The organism is Pseudonocardia sp. Ae150A_Ps1, assembly GCF_001932315.1.
Lineage (GTDB): Bacteria > Actinomycetota > Actinomycetes > Mycobacteriales > Pseudonocardiaceae > Pseudonocardia.
Genome location: NZ_MCIJ01000001.1, coordinates 1992369 through 2009999, shown reverse-complemented (window position 1 = coordinate 2009999; position 17631 = coordinate 1992369). Strand labels below are relative to the sequence as shown.

The following is a 17631-nucleotide window of genomic DNA, read 5'->3' as shown; positions in this document are numbered from 1 at the left end:
CAGGGCGGTGTGTCCCGCGTGACAGCGCTGAGCCGTTGATCGACCCGCGACCGCATTCCTAAGGTAAGCCTTTCCTAAATCATGGAGGAGCGCCGCTTGAGATCGCCGTCCTGCCCCACGGGGCTGCACGACCCGGCCGCAGAGCACAGCAGCTGCGGTGTCGGGTTGATCGTCCGGAAGGACGGGGTGCAGACCCACGACGTCCTCGTCCACGCCCATCGTGCCCTGTGCGCGGTCCCGCACCGCGGCGGCATGTCCGCGGAGGGCGTCGGCGACGGTGGCGGCGTCTCGGTCGATCTCTCGGTCCGGTTCTTCTCCGCGCTCGCCGGACGCGAGCTGGAGCCGGGCCGGTTCGGCGTCGGCAACTTCTTCCTCCCCGCCGACCCCGACCGGGCCGCGGCGGCGGAGAAGCTGGTCACGAGGGTGCTGGAGGACGACGGCTGCACGGTCCTCGCTGTCCGGGACGTCCCGACCGACCCGTCCGCCCTGCGTCCGGCGGCGGTCGCCGCGCAGCTCCCGATCCGGCAGTGGATCTTCACGGTGCCCGCGGACGCAGCCGAGCCGGAGCGGCTGACGCACCGCTGCCTGCTCGGCGTCGAGGTGACGGCGTACACCGAGCCGGACCTCGCGGGCCTGTACCCGCTGAGCCTGTCCACCCGCACCCAGGTCCTCAAGGGACGGTTGAACTCGTGGGAGGTGCTGCGCTGGTTCACCGACCTGCGCGACCCGGCGCACGAGGTCCGGAGCCTCTACTTCCACACCCGCTTCTCCACCAACACCGACCCGCACCCGACGATGGCGCAGCCGTTCCGGCTGATCGCGCACAACGGCGAGCTCAACACCGACCGCAAGAACCGGATCGCCGACGACGCGCTGGCCCGGGCCCGCGGCCGTCGCATCGTCCGGCCGCCGGGACAGTCCGACAGCGCGCGGTTCGACCAGACGCTGCACGGCCGCGTCGCCGAGGACGGGCTCGACCTCGTCGCCGCCGTCGTCTCGATGATGCCGCCGGCCTGGGAGAACGACCGCTCGATGGCCGGGCCGGTGCGGGCGATGCTGGAGTACTTCTCGCTCGCGGAGGAGTGCAACGACGGGCCGGCCGCGATCGTCTTCTCCGACGGCGACGTCATCGGCGCCCGGCTGGACCGGCTGGGCCTGCGTCCGCTGCGGACCTGCGAGACCGACGAGTACCTGACCGTGTCGTCCGAGGCGGGCCAGTTCGACCTGCCCGCCGACCGGGTCGTGCGCCGCGGCCGGATCGAGGCCGGCGGGATGCTGTGGTGGAGCGCCACCGAGCAGCGCAGCTTCGACACCGCGCAGACGCTGGATCGCCGCGCCGCGCGGGCCGACTACCCGGCCCTGCTGGAGCGGGCCCGCACGACGCTGGACGGCCTGGCCGCGGCCGCGCCGGTCGCCGTGCCGGACGCGTCGCTGGGCCTGCACCAGCGCTACGTCGCGTACGGCCTCGACCAGGAGGCATTCCGCTACCTCATGGACCCGATGCTCGACAGCGGCGCCGAGCGGATCTCCGCGATGGGCTACGGCAACGCGATCAACGCCCTCACCGACCGCGAGGGTGGCGTCGCACGGTTCTTCACCCAGCGGTTCGCGCAGGTCACGAACCCGCCGCTGGACCCGATCCGCGAGGCCGACGGGATGACGCTGCGCATCGCGCTCGGTGCCCGTCCGACCGGCCCCGGCGACGGCGGCACGCACCGGATCGTGCTCGGCTCGCCGGTCCTGGACGCCGGCGACCTCGACCGGCTGCGCGGCCAGGACCGGGTGCCGGTCGCGGAGTTCCCGCTGCTCCACACCCCCGGCGAGCTGGAGGCGGCGATCGAGCGGCTCTGCGCCGACGTCGTCGCCTTCGCCCGCGACGGCGGCGGTATCGCCCTGCTCGACGACCGCGCCGTCGGCACCACGCTCGCGCCGGTCCCGGCGGTGCTCGCCGCCGCCGCGGTGTACCGCGCGCTGACCGAGGCCGGTCGCGGCCCGTCGGTGTCGCTGGTCGTCGCGACCGGGCAGGTGTGCTCGGCGCACCACCTCGCCGTCGTACTGGGGTTCGGGGCGTCGGCCGTGCACCCGCACGCGGTGCGGCTGCGCGCCGAGGAGCGGTTCGGCGCCGACGCCGGCGCCGCGTTCGACCGGTTCCGGAAGGCCGCGGAGAAGTCCCTGCTCAAGACGATGGCGCGGATCGGGCTGTGCACCGCAGGCAGCTACGTCGGCGGCCGGTTCTTCGAGCCGGCCTACCTCGACACCGACGACCCGGTCCTTCGCCGCTGGTTCCCCGACCTGGACTCGCCGGTCGGCGGCGTCGGCTTCGCCGCCATCGAACGGTCCACAGCGGACTGGCACGCCCGCGCGCTCGCCGTCACCGGCGCCGAGGACGTCCCGCAGCTCGGGTTGTTCAAGGAACGGTCCGACGGCGCCGGGCACTCCTACGGCGTCGCCGCCGTCCGCGCCTTCGCCGGCCTGACCGACGAGGCGACCGGGCTGACCGCGACGCCGGTCGAGCCGTCGCTGCGGCTGCTCCCGCTCACCGGGCTGCACGACGCGTTCGGCCTGCACGACGAGGCCTACACCCACACCGGGCTGCGCGCGCTCACCGACGCCGAGATCGACGACTTCACGATCACCCCCGGCTACCGGGACTTCGTGTGCACCCTGCACGCCGAACGGGAGCAGCGGCCGTCCGCGCTGCGCGACGTGCTCGGGCTGCCGCCCGACCTGCGCCACGGCCCCGAGGTGCTCGACCGCGCCGACCCCGACGGCAACGTGTGCGTCGCCGTCCGCGGGCTGCGCGTCGACGGCGCGACGCTGGAGACCGACGGCGACCCCGCGGCCCTCGCCCGCTACCTGCGGGACCGCTTCGGCACGGACGTCGACGTCGAGCAGCAGGCGGGGAACGTGCTGCGCTGCACCGCCCGCGGTGCGGCCCGCGCCTGGCTCGACCTGCTGGTGCCGGCCCCGGAGCCGGTCGCGCTCGACACCGTCGCCCCGGCCCACGAGGTCACCCGGGTGCTCGCATCCGGCGCGATGAGCCACGGCGCGCTCGTCGCCGGTGCGCACGAGGCCGTCGCGCACGGCACGAACATGGTCGGCGGCCTGTCCAACTGCGGCGAGGGCGGCGAGGCCCGCTCCCGGTTCGGGACGATCCGCGGCTCCCGGATCAAGCAGTTCGCGTCCGGCCGGTTCGGCGTCTGGGCGGGCTACCTCGCCGACCCGATGCTCGAACAGATCGAGATCAAGATCGCGCAGGGGGCGAAGCCGGGGGAGGGCGGCCAGCTGCCCGGGCCGAAGGTCACCGTCGACATCGCCGCCGCCCGCGGTGCGACGCCGGGCGTCGAGCTCGTCTCCCCGCCGCCGCACCACGACACCTACTCGATCGAGGACCTGGTCCAGCTCATCCACGACTGCACCGCGGCCCGGGTGAAGGTCGTCGTCAAGCTGGTGTCGTCGGAGGGGATCGGCACGATCGCGGTCGGCGTCGCCAAGGCCGGCGCGCACGTCATCAACGTCGCCGGGAGCACCGGCGGGACCGGCGCCGCCGCCGTCACCAGCCTGAAGTTCGCCGGCCGGTCCGCCGAGCTCGGCGTCGCCGAGGTGCACCAGGCGCTGTCCGCGCACGGCCTGCGCGACGCCGTCGAGGTGCGGTGCTCCGGCGCGCACCAGACCGGCGGCGACGTCGTCGTGTCCGCACTGCTCGGCGCCGACGGCTTCGAGTTCGGGACGACCGCGCTGATGATGCTGCGCTGCGTCATGGCGAAGAACTGCAACGTCAAGTGCCCGGCCGGGATCACGACCAACGCCGAGGCGTTCGACGGCGACCCGCGCGCGCTGGCCCAGTACCTGCTCGACGTCGCGCACGAGGTCCGCGAGATCCTCGCCGGGCTCGGCCTGCGCAGCCTGCGCGAGGCGCGCGGCCGCTCCGACCTGCTGCACCTCGTCCGGCACCCGGCGATCGTGGCCCGGCTCGACCTCCGCCGGGTGCTGCACCGGGTCACCGCCGGGCAGGTCGCCGACCCGGTGCGGGTCGGCACCGACCACGACCACGACGAGGACTGGTCGGCCCGCGTCCGGGCCGCGCTGGCCGCCGGGGTGTCCGGTGTGGACGTCGACGGCGGCGAGCTCGGCAACCGGCACCGCTCGGTGGGCGGGCGGCTGTCGGTCGACGTCGAACGCATGCTGAACCACGAGCGGGTCCCCGGCCCGGCGCTCGCCGACGACCGCGACCGCCGCTTCCTCCCCGAGGCATGGGCGCGGATCCGGACCCGTGGTGCCGCCGGGCAGTCCTACGGCCTGCTGTGCAACGACGGCATCTCGCTGGAGCACACCGGCACCGCGAACGACGGCGTCGGCAAGGCCGCCTGCGGCGGGACGATCGCCGTCCGCTCGCCCGGCGGCGGTGGCACCGGTCCCGGCGGCAACGTGCTGATCGGCAACTTCGCGCTGTTCGGCGCCACCGGCGGACGGCTGTTCGTGCAGGGCGAGGCGGGGGACCGGTTCGCCGTCCGCAACTCCGGGGCGAGCGCCGTCGTCGAGGGGGTCGGCGACTTCGGCTGCGAGTACATGACCGGCGGCGCGGTGCTGAACCTCGGCGCGTCCGGCGTCGGGCTCGGCAACGGCATGTCCGGCGGGTTCCTCTACCAGTACGACCCGGCGGGCACCGCGCGGTTCAGCACCGACTCGGTCGACGTCGCCGCGGTCGACGGCTTCCACGACGTCGCCGTCCGGCAGCTGCTCACCCGGCACCACGACGCCACCGGCTCGCCGCTCGCCCGCCGGCTGCTCGACGGGTGGGAGCGCGAGCGGGCGCACGTCGTCGTCGCGACCCCGCGGGCGCTGCGGCTCTACCCGGACGCCGACGCGATCCTCGCCGCCCGCACCCGCGCCGAGCTGGTCGACGAGCTGGCCGAGGCGCTCGCGGCGCACCAGCTGCGCCGGCACAAGGTCGCCGCCCGCGACGGCGTCCCGGTCGCTCGCGGGATCGTCCCGGACGGCGCCACCGAGCAGATGTACGCGCTGCTCAACGCGCTGACCGTGCAGACCGTCGCCGAGGACGTCGCCCGGCGGCGCGGGGCGGACGCCCGGAACCTGCTGCTCACCGAGGACCACGCCGTCCGCGCCCGGCTGACCCGCTACGCCCGCGAGGCGCTGGCGGGCTACCCCGACGACGAGCTCGCCGTCCTCGTGTCGCACAAGCGGGTCGGCGACCTCAAGGCGGCACTGGCCCGCCGCGACGTCTACGGCACCGACAGCCCCGGCACGTTCGGCTGGATCATCGCCCAGGACCGGGCGAACACCGAACGGCTCGGGCGCATCCCCGGCTTCGAGGAGCTGTTCGCCGCCGAGGCCGCCCCGGACCTGGTGGGGACGCCGTGACCGCCGACCCGATCCTGACCGGCCTGGACATCGCGGCCGACGCGCCCTTCACCCCCGAGCAGCGGATCTGGCTGTCCGGCTACCTGGCGGGCGCCCGGTCCGCGGCGCGTCCGGCGACGCCCGGCCCGGACGCCGCGCACCCGCCGGTGCACGTCCTCTACGGCACCGAGACCGGCAACGCCGAGTCGATCGCCGAGGCCGTCGCGGGGCAGCTGACGGCGGCCGGTGCGCCGGCCGAGCCGGTCGAGCTCGACCAGGTCACCGCCGACGCGCTCGCCGCGATGGAGCGCGTGGTCGTCGTCTGCTCCACCTACGGCGACGGCGAGATGCCGGACGACGCCGACCTCTTCCGGCAGCTGATCGAATCCGACGACGCCCCGCGGCTGGGGGCGACGACGTTCGCCGTCTGCGCGCTCGGCGACACCGCCTACGACGACTTCTGCGCCGCGGGCCGGCTGATCGACGCCCGGCTGGAGGCGCTCGGGGCGACCCGGGCGCTGGAGCGCGTCGACTGCGACGTCATGTGGGAGGACCAGGCCGGGCAGTGGCAGGCAGCCGTGGTCGAGACCTTCGCGGGCGGTGCGGCCGGGTCCGCCACCGCGCGGACCCCGGACGAGAAGTCCACATGGGACCGCCGGAACCCGTTCGCCGCCGTCCTCGCGCACAGTGTGCGGCTGTCCGGGCCCGGGTCGGACAAGGAGATCCGCCACCACGAGCTGGCCCTCGCCGACTCCGGGATCACCTACGCCGCAGGCGACGCGCTCAACGTGCTGCCCGCCAACGATCCCGGGCTGGTCGAGGCGCTGATCGAGCACCTCGGCCACGACCGTGACACCGCCGTCGGCGACCGTCCGCTGCACGAGGCGCTCACCCACGCCCACGAGATCGTGACGCCGTCGAAGGACCTGCTCGCCGTGCTGGCCGAGCGGACCGCCGACGACGAGATGCGGGCCGCACTCGGCGACCGCGGCACCCGCGACGCGTACCTGTGGGGCCGTGACCTGCTGGAGCTGCTGCGCCGCGCCCGGCTCCGGTTCGAGGTCGAGGAGTTCCTCGGGCTGCTCCGCCCGCTGCAGCACCGGGCCTACTCGATCTCGTCGAGCCCGCTCGTGTCACCGGACCGGATCCACCTGACGGTCGCGAGCGTCCGCTACTCCTGCGGGGACCGCGCCACCGGCGGGGTCTGCTCCACCCACCTCGCGGACCGGCTCACCACCGGCGACACGACCGGCGTCTTCCTGCAACCGAACACCACGTTCCGGCCGCCCGCCGACGACGTCGACATGATCATGGTCGGCCCGGGGACGGGCGTCGCGCCGTTCCGTGCGTTCCTCCAGGAACGCGAGGCCCGCGGCGCCACCGGCCGCAACTGGCTGCTGTTCGGCGACCGGCACCGCGAGCACGACTTCCTCTACGAGACCGAGCTGACGGAGTGGGCCGGATCCGGCCTGCTCACCCATCTCGACCTGGCGTTCTCCCGCGACCAGGCCGAGAAGGTCTACGTCCAGACCCGCATGCGCGAGCACGGCGCGCGGCTGCACGCCTGGCTGGCGCAGGGCGCGCACCTCTACGTGTGCGGGGACGCGACGCGGATGGCCCGCGACGTCGACGCCGCGCTGCACGCGGCCGTCGCCGAGCACGGCGGAACCGACGCCGACGGGGCCGCGGCGTTCGTCGCGGACCTCAAGCGGGAGAAGCGCTACCTGCGTGACGTGTACTGACACTACCGATCCGGAGCACCCCGTGACCCTGCCCCGCACCGAGCTCGACGCGCTGCTCGCGCACCGTGTCGGCACCCGGCTCGACCTCGATCCCGACTCGCTGGCCCGGCACCTCCCGCTGCTCGACGAGGTCGTCGCGACCACCGCGAACGGCAGCGCCCTGATCAGCGACCTCGCCGCCTACGCCGAGCCGAGCTTCACCGGTGAGGCGTTCGCGGTGCGCACCGACCGGGTCACCGTCCGGCTGGCCCGGTCCGCGGTCGCCGCCCTGGTCCGCACCGACGCCGACGACGACGCCCGCGAGCCCGCCGGACTGTGGATGTTCGACGCCGACGGCACCGCCGTGCACCGCGCGCACCTGGTCTCCGAACCCGCTCCGATGGTGCTCGACGTGATGGCGCTGGCCCCGCGGGCGGAGCGGACCGAGACCGTGCCGCCGGAGCTCCCCGATCCCGACGAGCTGGACCAGATCGGCCTGCTCGACGCGATCCTCGCCGACGACGGCGACCTGCTCGACCGGATCGCCCGCCCGGCGTTCCCGGTGGGCGGGTTCCTCCCCGTCGTCGAGCTGCTGTGCCTGTTGTGCGAGCAGGGCGTCCCGGTCGGCATGGCCGTCCCGAACCGGGGCTGCCTGCAGGCGTCGGTCGGGTGGGTGGACCACGTCGAGACCGGCGACGTCGTCGGCGTCGTCTCGGGGCCGGCCCAGTTCGCCTTCGGCCCGGCCGACGTCGACGCCGCACGCGTCGTCCGGACGCACGGGCCGCACGGTCCGATGTCGACGGTACTGCTGACCGGCGACGACGGCCGCTGCCTCGCCCTGCTCGGCCAGCTCGGGCTGCCGCCGGTGAGCGCGGTGACGGCCTGGGAGCGGATGGTCGCCGACATCTTCGGAGGTCGCGGCTTCGGGGGTCGAGGCTTCGGAGGACGCGGCCGACCGACCGGGTGAACGGGTGAACGCGGTCACCACGCCGTCCGTAGAGACGGGCATCGAGGATGAATCACCCGGAAAGGACGCCCCGATGCGCCGTACCCTCCCCCGTCTCGCCGCCGTGACCGCCGCAGGCGCACTCGCCTTCGCCGCGACCGCGGGTGTCGCGTTCGCCCAGGAGACCGAGGTCCCCGAGCCGAGCAGCTTCACCAGCATGTACACCGTGGCCGCGTCGCCGGACACGATCATCAACAACGACAACGCCGCCGTCCCGGGCGAGCCGGGCGCGTCCGGCGAGTTCAACTTCCGGCTCAACAGCGACGACGAGATCATCTGCTACGACATCACCCTGCGCGGCGTGACCGGGGAGTACGAGAGCCCGGCGAAGACCGCCACGCACATCCACGAGGCCGCCGCCGGTGCGGCGGGCCCGCCGCGCCTGGCGTTCCCGGACCCGACCGGTGACGGCGACGTCCGGACGTCGTCCGGCTGCCTGCAGGGCCCCTTCACCACCGGTCTGGAGCGTGACGGCCAGGACACCGGCACCGGCTTCTCGCTCGCGCAGATCGAGGCCGACCCGTCGGCGTTCTTCGGGGACACCCACACCGCCGAGTACTCGGCCGGTGCCGTGCGCGGCCAGCTGACCGAGGTCCCGATGGGCGGCGTCGAGACCGGTGCCGGCGGTGCCTCCTCGAACGACACCGTGGCCTACACCCTCGGTGCCGCGGGACTCGTCGCGGCGGCCGGTGCGGGCGTCGTCCTGGTCCGCCGGAGCCGTGCGCAGGGCTGACACCGTGCCCGTCCGCGTGCGACGCCCGGGAGCCCTGGTGCTCCCGGGCGTCGTCGTGCTGGTGGTCCTGCTGTTCACCGGCTGCGCCGGGGCCGGTGTGGACGGTCCGGCGGCCCCGGAGCGGCCGGCCGGCCCGATCACCCAGGCGCCGGTCGTCGCGGCACCGGGTGAGGTCGTGCCGACGTCGGTCCGGATCCCGGCGATCGGGCTCGACGAGCCGTCGCTGGTCCGGCTCGGCGTGACCGGGGAGGGCACGGCCGAGGTGCCGCAGGACTACGACCGCGTCGGCTGGTTCGACCGCGGCGGCAACCCCGGCCCGGCCGTCCTCATGGGACACGTCGACTCCCGCGACGGGCCCGCCGTCTTCTTCGACCTCCGCGACCTGACGGCCGGGGACGTGATCGAGGTCGGCCGCAGCGACGGTACGACGGGCCGGTACGCCGTCGAGTACACCCGGCAGGTCCCGAAGGACGAGTTCCCGACCTTCGAGGTCTTCGGGGCCGCGCCGGAGGACGTGCTCCGGCTCGTCACCTGTGCCGGCGAGTTCGACCGCGGTGAGCGCAGCTACCTCGACAACCTCGTCGTGCACGCCCGCGCCGCCTGACGACCGCCGTTGCAGGACGCGCCGAGATGTCCGGTTACCGCCCCGGGGTCCGGCTCTGGCGGACACTGGACGGGTGACCGTGCCGCGAGCGAGGACGCCGTCCGGGCCGGACCGCCGGTCCGCGTGGTCCTCGCTCGTGTCCGGCGTGTCCCGGCTCGGGAAGGTCCCGCCGCTGCACGTCGTCCTGGCCGTGACCGGGATGCTCCTGCTGGTCGGCGTCGTGATGGTCCTGTCGGCGTCGGCCGGTGGACGGACCGTCGCGGACGGGATGGTGCTCACCGTCTTCGTCCGGCACCTGATCTTCCTGCTGACGGGCGTCGCCGCGTTCGCGGCCGGGATGACCCTGCGGCCGTCGGTGCTGCGGGCGTGGACGCCCCTGTTGCTGCTCGCCTGCGTCGTCGCGCTCGTGCTGGTGCTGGTGCCCGGCATCGGCGAGGTCCGCGGCGGCGCCCGCAGATGGATCTCGGTCGGCGGGTTCACCGTGCAGCCCGGCGAGGCGGTCAAGGTCGTGCTGCTGCTGTGGGGCGCGCACGTGCTCGCGTTGCGGGGCAGGGCCGTGCGGCACGCCCGTTACGCCGTCCTCCCGCTGGTCCCGGTGGTGATGATCGTCGCGGCGCTGCTGATGCTCCAGCCGGCGCTGAGCACGACGGTCGCGCTCGGCGTGGTCCTCGTCGCGCTGCTGTTCTTCGCCGGGGCGCCACTGGGACTGATCGCCGCGCTGTCCGGCGGTGCCGTCCTCGGGGCCACCGTCCTCGGGCTCACCGCCGGCTACCGGCGCGAACGGCTGACCACGTTCCTCGGCTCCGGCGACGAGCTCGGCGCCGGCTACCAGTCCCGCCAGGCGCTGCTCTCACTGGCCGACGGCGGACTGTTCGGCACCGGCCTCGGCCAGGGCCGCGCCAAGTGGGACTACCTGCCCAACGCCGCGAACGACTTCGTCTTCGCGGTGATCGGGGAGGAGCTCGGCCTGCTCGGCGGGATCGCCGTGCTCGGGCTGTACGCGGTGCTGGCCTGGGTGGGCCTGCGCGTCGCGGCCCGCACGAGGGACCCGTTCCTGCGGCTGGTGACGGCGGCGACCGCCACCTGGGTGGTCGTGCAGGCGGTGATGAACGTCGGCTACGTCGTCGGGCTGCTCCCGGTGACCGGGCAGCAGCTGCCGCTGGTCTCGGCGGGCGGCACGGCGCTGGTCAGCACCCTGTTCCTGCTGGGGCTGGTCGCCAACGCCGCCCGCCGGATCAGGTAGACCGCAGGTCCCCGCGCAGCACCGTCGCCCCACCGGTGTCGACCACGCGGAAGCCGGACGCGTCGGAGCGCAGCACCGACGAGTTCAGGTTGCAGACCATCGGGTTCTCGCCCGTCCCGATGAACTCGCCCGCCCCGACCTCACGGCCGTCCGACGCCTCGACGACGACGCGGTACGTCGAACCCGACCGGAACCCGTCGGCGTCCAGCACGATCTCCACGCCCCACGTGTGCGGGATCGCGACCGCGGTGGCCTCGACCGCCGGATCCATCGCCTGGACCGCCACCGGCTCGCGGGGGATCCCGTCGTGGTCGCCGACCGCGTATCCGACCGCGCCACCGACCAGGATCGCGACCGCCGCCGCGGACGCGACCGGGAGCCAGCGTGGACGCTTCCTCGTACCGGGCTCGCGCCCCTCGGCGCGGGCGGCCGCCACGATGCGGTCGCCCAGGTCCGGTGGGGGAGCGGGCGCCCGGTCCAGCTGCGCGGGATCGACCCGGCCCAGTGCCGGCAGGACCGACGAGATCTCCGTCAGCTCGGCCCGGCACTCGGCGCAGCCGTCCAGATGGGCCGCCACCGCGGCGGCCTCGTCGCGTGGCAGACGTCCGATCGCGTGGTCCCCCAGCGACTCACGTAGTGCCCGGTGCTCGTCCGGAGTCACGGTTCCACCCCCATCTCGTCCATCGCCAGTCGCAGTGCCTTCAAGCCGTAGAACACCCGGCTGCGGATCGTCCCGACCGGGACCCCGGCCTCCGCCGCGATCTCCGCGTGTGGACGACCGCGCAGGTACGCCTCCACGATCGCCTGCCGGTGCTCGGGGCGCAGCCGCCGCAACGCCTCCTCGACCAGCCAGGTGTCCACCAGCGCGTCGTCGGCGGGGCCGATCGAGTCCCTGCCGGACTCCGGCTCGTCGGTGAGCTGCCGGCGCCAGGGTCGCACCGTCAGCCGGCGGATCTCGTCGATGACGACGTTACGGGCGATCGCGAACAGCCAGACCCGCAGGCTCGCCACCGACGGGTCGAACGCGTCGGCCCGGCGCCAGGCGCGGAGGAAGACCTCCTGGACAGCCTCCTGTGCGCCGCCGTCGTCGCCGAGCTGGCGCAGGGCGTACCGGTAGATCTCGGGGCCGTGGGCGCCGTACGCGGCGCGGAGCCCGGCCTCGGTGTCGAGCCCGGGGTCCGGGGGTGGGGCGACAGCCCCTCCGCCCACGGACCGCAAGCCGCGTCTGCGCGCCGTCATCGGTGTCCGGAACCTCCTGAACATCCCCTGTCCGGGGTGGGTACGTACCCGGGGGCGGGGGTGTTCACGGGTTCGGTGTGGGATAGGCTCGTGGATGTCCGATCGACACGATCGGGCATGCGGGCGTAGCTCAATGGTAGAGCCCCAGTCTTCCAAACTGGCTACGCGGGTTCGATTCCCGTCGCCCGCTCACGCCGCACGACAGGCCGAAACACCAGCCCTAGTCGATCTTGAAAAGAGGTCGGGCAGGGACGTGCGACCGGTGTGCAAGGAGAGAAGGGGCGCCGATGTCTCAACCGAAGGTCGGGTCTGCGGCGTTGCTGCTGGCGCTCGGGGTGGTGGGGTCTCTCGTCGCTGGCTGTCAGAAACCCCTCGAGGATGTCGAATGGTGCGCGATCACCCAGGCTGACCTGACTGCACACGGCGTCGGCTGGCCCGTGGCGAATCAAGTCCTGACTCCGATCCAGCTCCACTCCATCCCCTCGATGATGGAAGGAGGAGCGCTAAATTTGAAGAATGGGGATCTGAAAGTTGCAGTTGAGGCGTGGGTGGTTAGCTACAAGGCGGTTCTGCCGTATCTTGCTGTAGATGATCCGAAAGGCTTCGACGTTCAAGTCGACGAGGGGATCAAGCGGCAGCTCCATTACGCCAACACGGCGATTACCAATATTTGCCAGTGGTGATGCGCTGCGGCGCCTATCTATGCCTGTTTAGTATTCATCCACCCTATGGGGGAGGTAATCAGTGAGGCGTTTTATCGGACTGGCCCTGGCTGCCGTATTCGCAGCGGTGGGGCTGGCTCATCCAGCACTCGCCAGTGAGTCGGGTCCTGACGAGAACTACCTGGACGAACTTCAGCGTATCGCGGGGCGGAGTGCTGCGTATCAACCATATCACGACACTGACCCTCGATCGGCTCAACCGATGGCGACCCTAGATCCGTTCCAATGCACATTGTATCCATCGGTCGTTCATCCCCGGACCTCCGCAGGCAAGAAGTCCGTCGGAGCTAAACCATACACAAGTTGCAAAACTGGCAGGCCGACAATTATTTCACAGACGAGCACTCTCTACATTGTGGAGTGGGCCGGCCTGCGCTACAAGCAGGTGGACAGGAAGACGGGAACGTCCCGCGGGGTAGCATCGCTCACGCAGAAGAATATCGAGTTCCACTGCAAGAGCAATAATACTTCGAGGTTCCAGCAGGAGACAAAGGGGTACTCCGTTCAGCTCGCCCGCACCTACCAGTCAGCTGTAATTACTCCCCGAGTAGACTTGCCCTGTGGCCACTAGTGCTGCGATGAAACTGACGGTCTGGATTGTTCTCGAGGAGGGCGTCGACTCCTGCCGAATCCTCGGAGTTTTTCGCGACAGTGCGACTGCCGATGAATTTATGATGCGAAAAGGTCGAGACCTTCCTGGGTCAACATTCTCCTACGGTGAATACGAAATTGGGTGGACTGAAGATCAGGGGGCGCAGCGATATCGCTCCGCTGACTGAGACGTTCTCCTCGGAATGATGCGCACGTGCTCGATGGAGAATATGGTAGCCGAGGGCTGAGCGCGTGGACAGGGATCAGGTATCGAGCGCGTCGTGGACTCCTGCGTTTTGTTCGTCGCGGCCGATGATAGGGCCTTGGCGGCCATGGTGGTGGCGTTCGCGGTCGACCAGCGTGGCGATCTGGGTGGCGATGCGGCGGTCGCGTTCGGTGGTGGCGTGTTGGTAGATAAGTGCGGCGCGCATGGTGCCGTGGCCCATGCGGTGCATGAGTTCACGGGTGCTGGCTCCGGCGGTGGCGGCGAGGTGGTTACCGGTGTGGCGCAGGTCGTGGAAGTGGAACCCGGCCGGTAGCCCGGTCTTGATGATGGTGGTGGGCCAGTTGGTCGCGCGTCCGAAGTTCCCGCGTCGGAGCATGCCGCCGCGTTGTCCGCAGAAGATCAGCCCGTCCGGTGGTGGGCCGGAGTAGGCGGCGATGTGGTTGTCGAGGGTCGCGACGAGGAACGAGGGGAGCGCGATGGTGCGGATCCCTGCGGTGGACTTGGGTGGTCCGGGGCGGAGTCCGCCTCGGCTGAGTTGGGCCAGGCGTCGCCGGACGTGGAGGGTGGCGGTGTCCAGGTCGAGGTCGCAGCGGCGGAGACCGGCCAGTTCTCCCCAGCGTAGGCCGGTGAACGCGGCGGACAGGATCAGGGCATGGAAGCGTGGTGGCATCGCGTCGGCGAGGTCGAAGACCTGTGTGATGGTGGCGGTGGGCCGTTCGGGGGTGCGGTGTTCACCGGCGCCTTTGATGCGGCAGGGGTTGCGTGTGATGCGGCCGTCGTCGACAGCGGTGGTGCAGATCGCGCGGACCAGGCGGTAGGCCTTCGCGGTGCGGTCTTCGGATCGTCCGGCGGAGAGCAGGGTGGTACGCCAGGTGCGGATGACCGCAGGGCTGAGCTCGGCGAGGTTGATCGGGCCGAGGAACGGGTCGATGTGGTGTCGCCAGATGCTGCGGTACTCCTCTCTGGTGCGGGCGCTGATTTTGTGTTCAGTGATCCACTGGTCGCCGTAATCGCTGAAGAGGGCCTTGCCGAGAGCAGGGTCGAGCCATTCGCGGCGCAGCATCTGGCTCTCGACGAGGATGAGCCACTGGTCGGCGTCGCCTTTACGGTCGAAAGTCTCCGGTGCGGTCTGGCGGTGCCCGCTGTGGGTGAGGTAGCTGGCCTGGTAACGCCCGGAGGGCAGGCGGCGGATGGAACCGAACCGACGTCGCTTTGTCGAGCAACTCTTTTGCCTCGTCATCATCGGCCTCCTCGGTGGTGCCGGGGCCGGTGTCGGTGGCGGGGGAACGGTTCGACTCGTCCTTCGGCGAGCCAGGTGTCGAGGTCGGTCACAGCGAAGCGGACATGTCGTCCGACGCGGTGGAATGCGATCCGCCGGGCTGCGACGAGGCGCCGCACGAACCGCGGGGAGGTGTTCAGGTACTGTGCGGTCTCGGCCACGGTCAGGTACTGCTCCATCGACCGGCCCCTCCTACGCGGCTTGATCGGTAGTTGTCGAACGCTCATCAGGTGGTGCGTTGCTGGTGGCGAGGAGGGCGGCGTCGTAGTCGGCTCGCCATCGTTGGCGTTGGTGGATGGCGTGCAGGAGCAGGACGGGGCGGGGTGGGACGTCGCTGTCACCGGGGCGTACGGGTTCCCAGTCGAAGGGCCCGTCATCGATCGCGTAAGCGGGTTTCACTCCGGCCTGGTCGAGGAGTTGCCGAACGAACGCCGTCCGTTCCGCGCGGTGGTCGGACAGGGACTTGTTGGACCACTTGCGGGAGACGAGGACGCGGCGTCCGGCGATGCCGAGGTGTTCGGGCTTGTGCGCTTTGCCCGTGCAATGCCCGGGTGTCGTTCCGGGTCGGGCGCCCTTGGGTTCGATGCCGTAGAGCAGCCAGATCGGGCAGCGCGGCGAGCACGGCGTGATCGCGAGTTCGGCGGCCAGGCGGCGGGCGTGCTCGCGCTGTCGTGACGTGGCGGACTCGTCGACGCCGGCGGCTTGCCCGACGCTCTTGGTGAGGTACTTGGTCAGGTAACCGATGTGCCGTCCGGCTTCTTCGGTGCCGCCGAGGATTCCCTTGACGTGGACCTGCGGCCCGAACACCACCGTGTGCGCCGGAGCCGCGAGGGCGTCGGGGTCGGTCGCCTCGTCCCAGGTGGGCAGCGGCTCGCGGGTGTCCGGGTCGACGAACGCCTTGTGGTGGTGGTCCCAGCGGGGGAGCCGGTCCCCGCTGTAGACGAGTTCGTCGTGGGCGGGCCACCAGACCTGGTGGTAGGTCGCGGCGGTGATCGCTCGGAGTTCGGCGCGGGGGATGGTGCCGCGGATGGCGGCGTGGAAGTGGGGTGCTCCGCGTTTCTGGGGTTCGACGGTGCCGAAGTACTGCACGTCCCAACCCACACAGCGCCGCGTGTTCTGCCAGAACCGGTCGAGCAGTTTCGGGAAGTGGACCGCATCCCGCGCCGCCCGGCGGTAGTCGTAGGTGTCGGGGTCGAGGGCGGCGCCGTGGCCGTCGACGCGGCCGTAGGTGTCGAGGGTGAGGGTGAGGAACGTGGAGGGTCGGTACTTCCCGCCGAAGACCCGGCCCACGGTGCGGTCCTCCACCGGGCGGCGTGGGAGGTTGGGTGCGTCCTGGCGTCGGCGGGTGGAGCGGCGCACGGTCTGGGGTGTCGGGTCGAGAGGGGAGAGGCGGCCCCGGACACCGAGAGCGCGGAGTTCGGTGTCGATGTCCTCGACGATCTCGCGGATCTCAGCGCACTCGGCTTCGGCACCTGCGGCGAGACAGTCGGTGTAGGCGGCGTGGAAGTCCGCGCGGGCGGCCATCAACTCTTTCTGCGCGTCGGTCGGGTCGGCCGGTTTCACGATGGGTTCGTTGTCGAGGTGCCAGCCTTCGCGGCACTGGACCATGCGTAGCCGTCGGGCTTTGTCCGCGCACGGGCGGCACTGATCCTCCCGTGTCGACCTGCACGGCACCGGGACGACCTCGACCCGGCCGCTGGACTGGTCGATCCGCCGCATCGCCAGAGGGCGGACACACACCCCGTGGTCTGCGGCGAGCTGGACCGCGACATCGTCGGACAGAGCGAGCATCGCCTTCTGCGCCCGGCTGAGCGTGTCCTGATCGACCGGCTCCCGGCCCGCTGTGTCGGTGGGGGGCATGCGGCGTCTCCGATCTTGCGGTGGGCCTCGGGCAGGGTGTCGGTGGGGGCGGGCAGGGTGAGTACCGGTGCCGCCATATCTGCGGGCGGGGCGGTGCGGGTGACGAACGTTTCGAGGTCTTTCACCGCGCCGTCGGACACCCACCCGGCCCGGACACGCAGGGGTTCACGGATGCCGTCGCCGAACAGATAACCCACGCCGGGTTCGTCTTCACCGATCCGGTTCGCCCACGCACCCTGCTCGTAGGCCTGGTCCCCCAGCACCATCGACACGTGAGATGTGGAGGCGACGCGTAGGCAGATCCGGCGGGGGAACAACTCCCGCACCGGGACGGTGTCCTTCGTCGGTTCCTGCACATACCCGCGCACTGTGAACCCCAACGCGCGGCCTTGGGTGGTCAACAGGGCGACGCGGTCGGTGATCGCCTCGCGGGTCTTGCGGTCCCCGCGGTAACGCAGCAGCGCACCGATCTCGTCGAACTCCACGATCTCCAACGGCGTCTCCGTCGTGATCGGGACCAGGCGGGTCGCACCGGCGTAGGCGCGTTTACGGGCTTCCATCTGCTCGACGAGGTCATCGAGCAGGGTGAGTGCGTCTTTCGAGGTGACGGCGTAGCGGTGGAACCCCCGCGCCCGTAGGCCAACTCCATCCCTTTGGGGTCGATCCCGTTGACCCGCACCAGACCGTCCCGGATGGCCGGGGCGACCGAGACCAGCGGCGCCCACATCAACGACCCCTTCCCCGCCCCCGTAGCCCCCGCAACCAGGGTGTGACCGCCGATCAACGACTGCCACCAATCCGTGCCGTACTCGGTGCGCCCCGACCAGACCTTCCCCAGATCAACCGCAGCCCCGTCGATCCCGGACAGCGTCTCGACCCCTGGCGAACGCACCAGAACATCGAGGAGGTTGCGGCGTTGGAAATCGATCGACACCACGTTCGGGGTGAGTTCACGGACCTGGCAGCGGCGCACACCCCGGGCCACAGCCAGAGCGCGGGTCGCGGTGTCGAACTCTTCGGGGGGGGGGGGGGGGGGGGGCTCCCCG

At 71.8% G+C, this 17631-nt stretch carries 12 protein-coding genes, 1 tRNA gene and 1 pseudogene; 8 read left to right on the top strand and 6 right to left on the bottom strand.

Features of this window, described 5'->3' with window-relative positions:
• Nucleotides 1–165: 165 nt before the first annotated feature.
• The 6 genes from Ae150APs1_RS09155 (at nucleotide 166) to Ae150APs1_RS09130 (ending at nucleotide 10668) form a co-directional block, all read left to right on the top strand.
• The gene (locus Ae150APs1_RS09155) at nucleotides 166–5382 is read left to right on the top strand and encodes a glutamate synthase-related protein (RefSeq protein ID WP_212567189.1); all 5217 of its coding nucleotides are present in this window, start codon (nucleotides 166–168) and stop codon (nucleotides 5380–5382) included.
• Nucleotides 5379–7103, top strand: a complete 1725-nt coding sequence (locus tag Ae150APs1_RS09150; RefSeq protein WP_083703227.1) for a sulfite reductase flavoprotein subunit alpha — start codon at nucleotides 5379–5381, stop codon at nucleotides 7101–7103. The genes Ae150APs1_RS09155 and Ae150APs1_RS09150 overlap by 4 nt, the downstream gene beginning before the upstream one ends.
• A gap of 22 nt (nucleotides 7104–7125) precedes the next feature.
• Nucleotides 7126–8049, top strand: a complete 924-nt coding sequence (locus Ae150APs1_RS09145; protein WP_075296925.1) for a hypothetical protein — start codon at nucleotides 7126–7128, stop codon at nucleotides 8047–8049.
• Nucleotides 8050–8122: 73 nt separating this feature from the next.
• Nucleotides 8123–8821: a CHRD domain-containing protein gene (locus Ae150APs1_RS09140; protein ID WP_010228095.1), complete on the top strand. Its 699-nt coding sequence runs from the start codon at nucleotides 8123–8125 to the stop codon at nucleotides 8819–8821.
• 16 nt (nucleotides 8822–8837) lie between these two features.
• Complete coding sequence (locus Ae150APs1_RS09135; RefSeq protein WP_249266274.1) at nucleotides 8838–9425, top strand: class F sortase; 588 nt, start codon at nucleotides 8838–8840, stop codon at nucleotides 9423–9425.
• 73 nt (nucleotides 9426–9498) lie between these two features.
• Nucleotides 9499–10668, top strand: a complete 1170-nt coding sequence (locus tag Ae150APs1_RS09130) for a putative peptidoglycan glycosyltransferase FtsW (protein ID WP_075296923.1) — start codon at nucleotides 9499–9501, stop codon at nucleotides 10666–10668.
• On the opposite strand, the gene Ae150APs1_RS09125 is transcribed toward Ae150APs1_RS09130, so the two are convergent.
• Both Ae150APs1_RS09125 and Ae150APs1_RS09120 read right to left on the bottom strand, forming a co-directional pair.
• Complete coding sequence (locus Ae150APs1_RS09125) at nucleotides 10661–11329, bottom strand: zf-HC2 domain-containing protein (protein WP_075296921.1); 669 nt, start codon at nucleotides 11327–11329, stop codon at nucleotides 10661–10663. The genes Ae150APs1_RS09130 and Ae150APs1_RS09125 overlap by 8 nt on opposite strands.
• A complete protein-coding gene (locus tag Ae150APs1_RS09120; RefSeq protein ID WP_227012794.1) occupies nucleotides 11326–11877 on the bottom strand; it encodes a sigma-70 family RNA polymerase sigma factor in 552 nt (183 codons plus the stop codon). The genes Ae150APs1_RS09125 and Ae150APs1_RS09120 overlap by 4 nt, the downstream gene beginning before the upstream one ends.
• Nucleotides 11878–12026: 149 nt before the next feature.
• Here Ae150APs1_RS09120 and Ae150APs1_RS09115 point away from each other — a divergent pair.
• Together Ae150APs1_RS09115 and Ae150APs1_RS09110 are read left to right on the top strand one after the other, a co-directional pair.
• Nucleotides 12027–12097, top strand: a tRNA-Gly gene (locus Ae150APs1_RS09115).
• 97 nt (nucleotides 12098–12194) lie between these two features.
• Nucleotides 12195–12590: a hypothetical protein gene (locus Ae150APs1_RS09110; protein ID WP_075296919.1), complete on the top strand. Its 396-nt coding sequence runs from the start codon at nucleotides 12195–12197 to the stop codon at nucleotides 12588–12590.
• An 893-nt stretch (nucleotides 12591–13483) separates the two neighbouring features.
• Here the strand turns inward: Ae150APs1_RS09110 and Ae150APs1_RS09105 are convergent.
• The 4 genes and pseudogenes from Ae150APs1_RS09105 to Ae150APs1_RS33440 all read right to left on the bottom strand — a co-directional run.
• Nucleotides 13484–14686 carry a site-specific integrase gene (locus Ae150APs1_RS09105; RefSeq protein WP_075296917.1) on the bottom strand — a complete coding sequence of 401 codons (1203 nt, stop codon included), beginning with the start codon at nucleotides 14684–14686 and terminating at the stop codon, nucleotides 13484–13486.
• Entirely contained in the window at nucleotides 14686–14904 is a 219-nt protein-coding gene (locus tag Ae150APs1_RS09100; protein WP_075296915.1) for a helix-turn-helix domain-containing protein, read from the bottom strand. The genes Ae150APs1_RS09105 and Ae150APs1_RS09100 overlap by 1 nt, the downstream gene beginning before the upstream one ends.
• A gap of 13 nt (nucleotides 14905–14917) precedes the next feature.
• Nucleotides 14918–16516 (bottom strand): helitron helicase-like domain-containing protein, encoded by a 1599-nt coding sequence (locus Ae150APs1_RS09095; protein WP_249266273.1) that lies wholly within the window; start codon nucleotides 16514–16516, stop codon nucleotides 14918–14920.
• Nucleotides 16517–16683: 167 nt separating this feature from the next.
• Nucleotides 16684–17631 (bottom strand): annotated as a pseudogene (locus tag Ae150APs1_RS33440) (FtsK/SpoIIIE domain-containing protein); the annotation flags it as partial.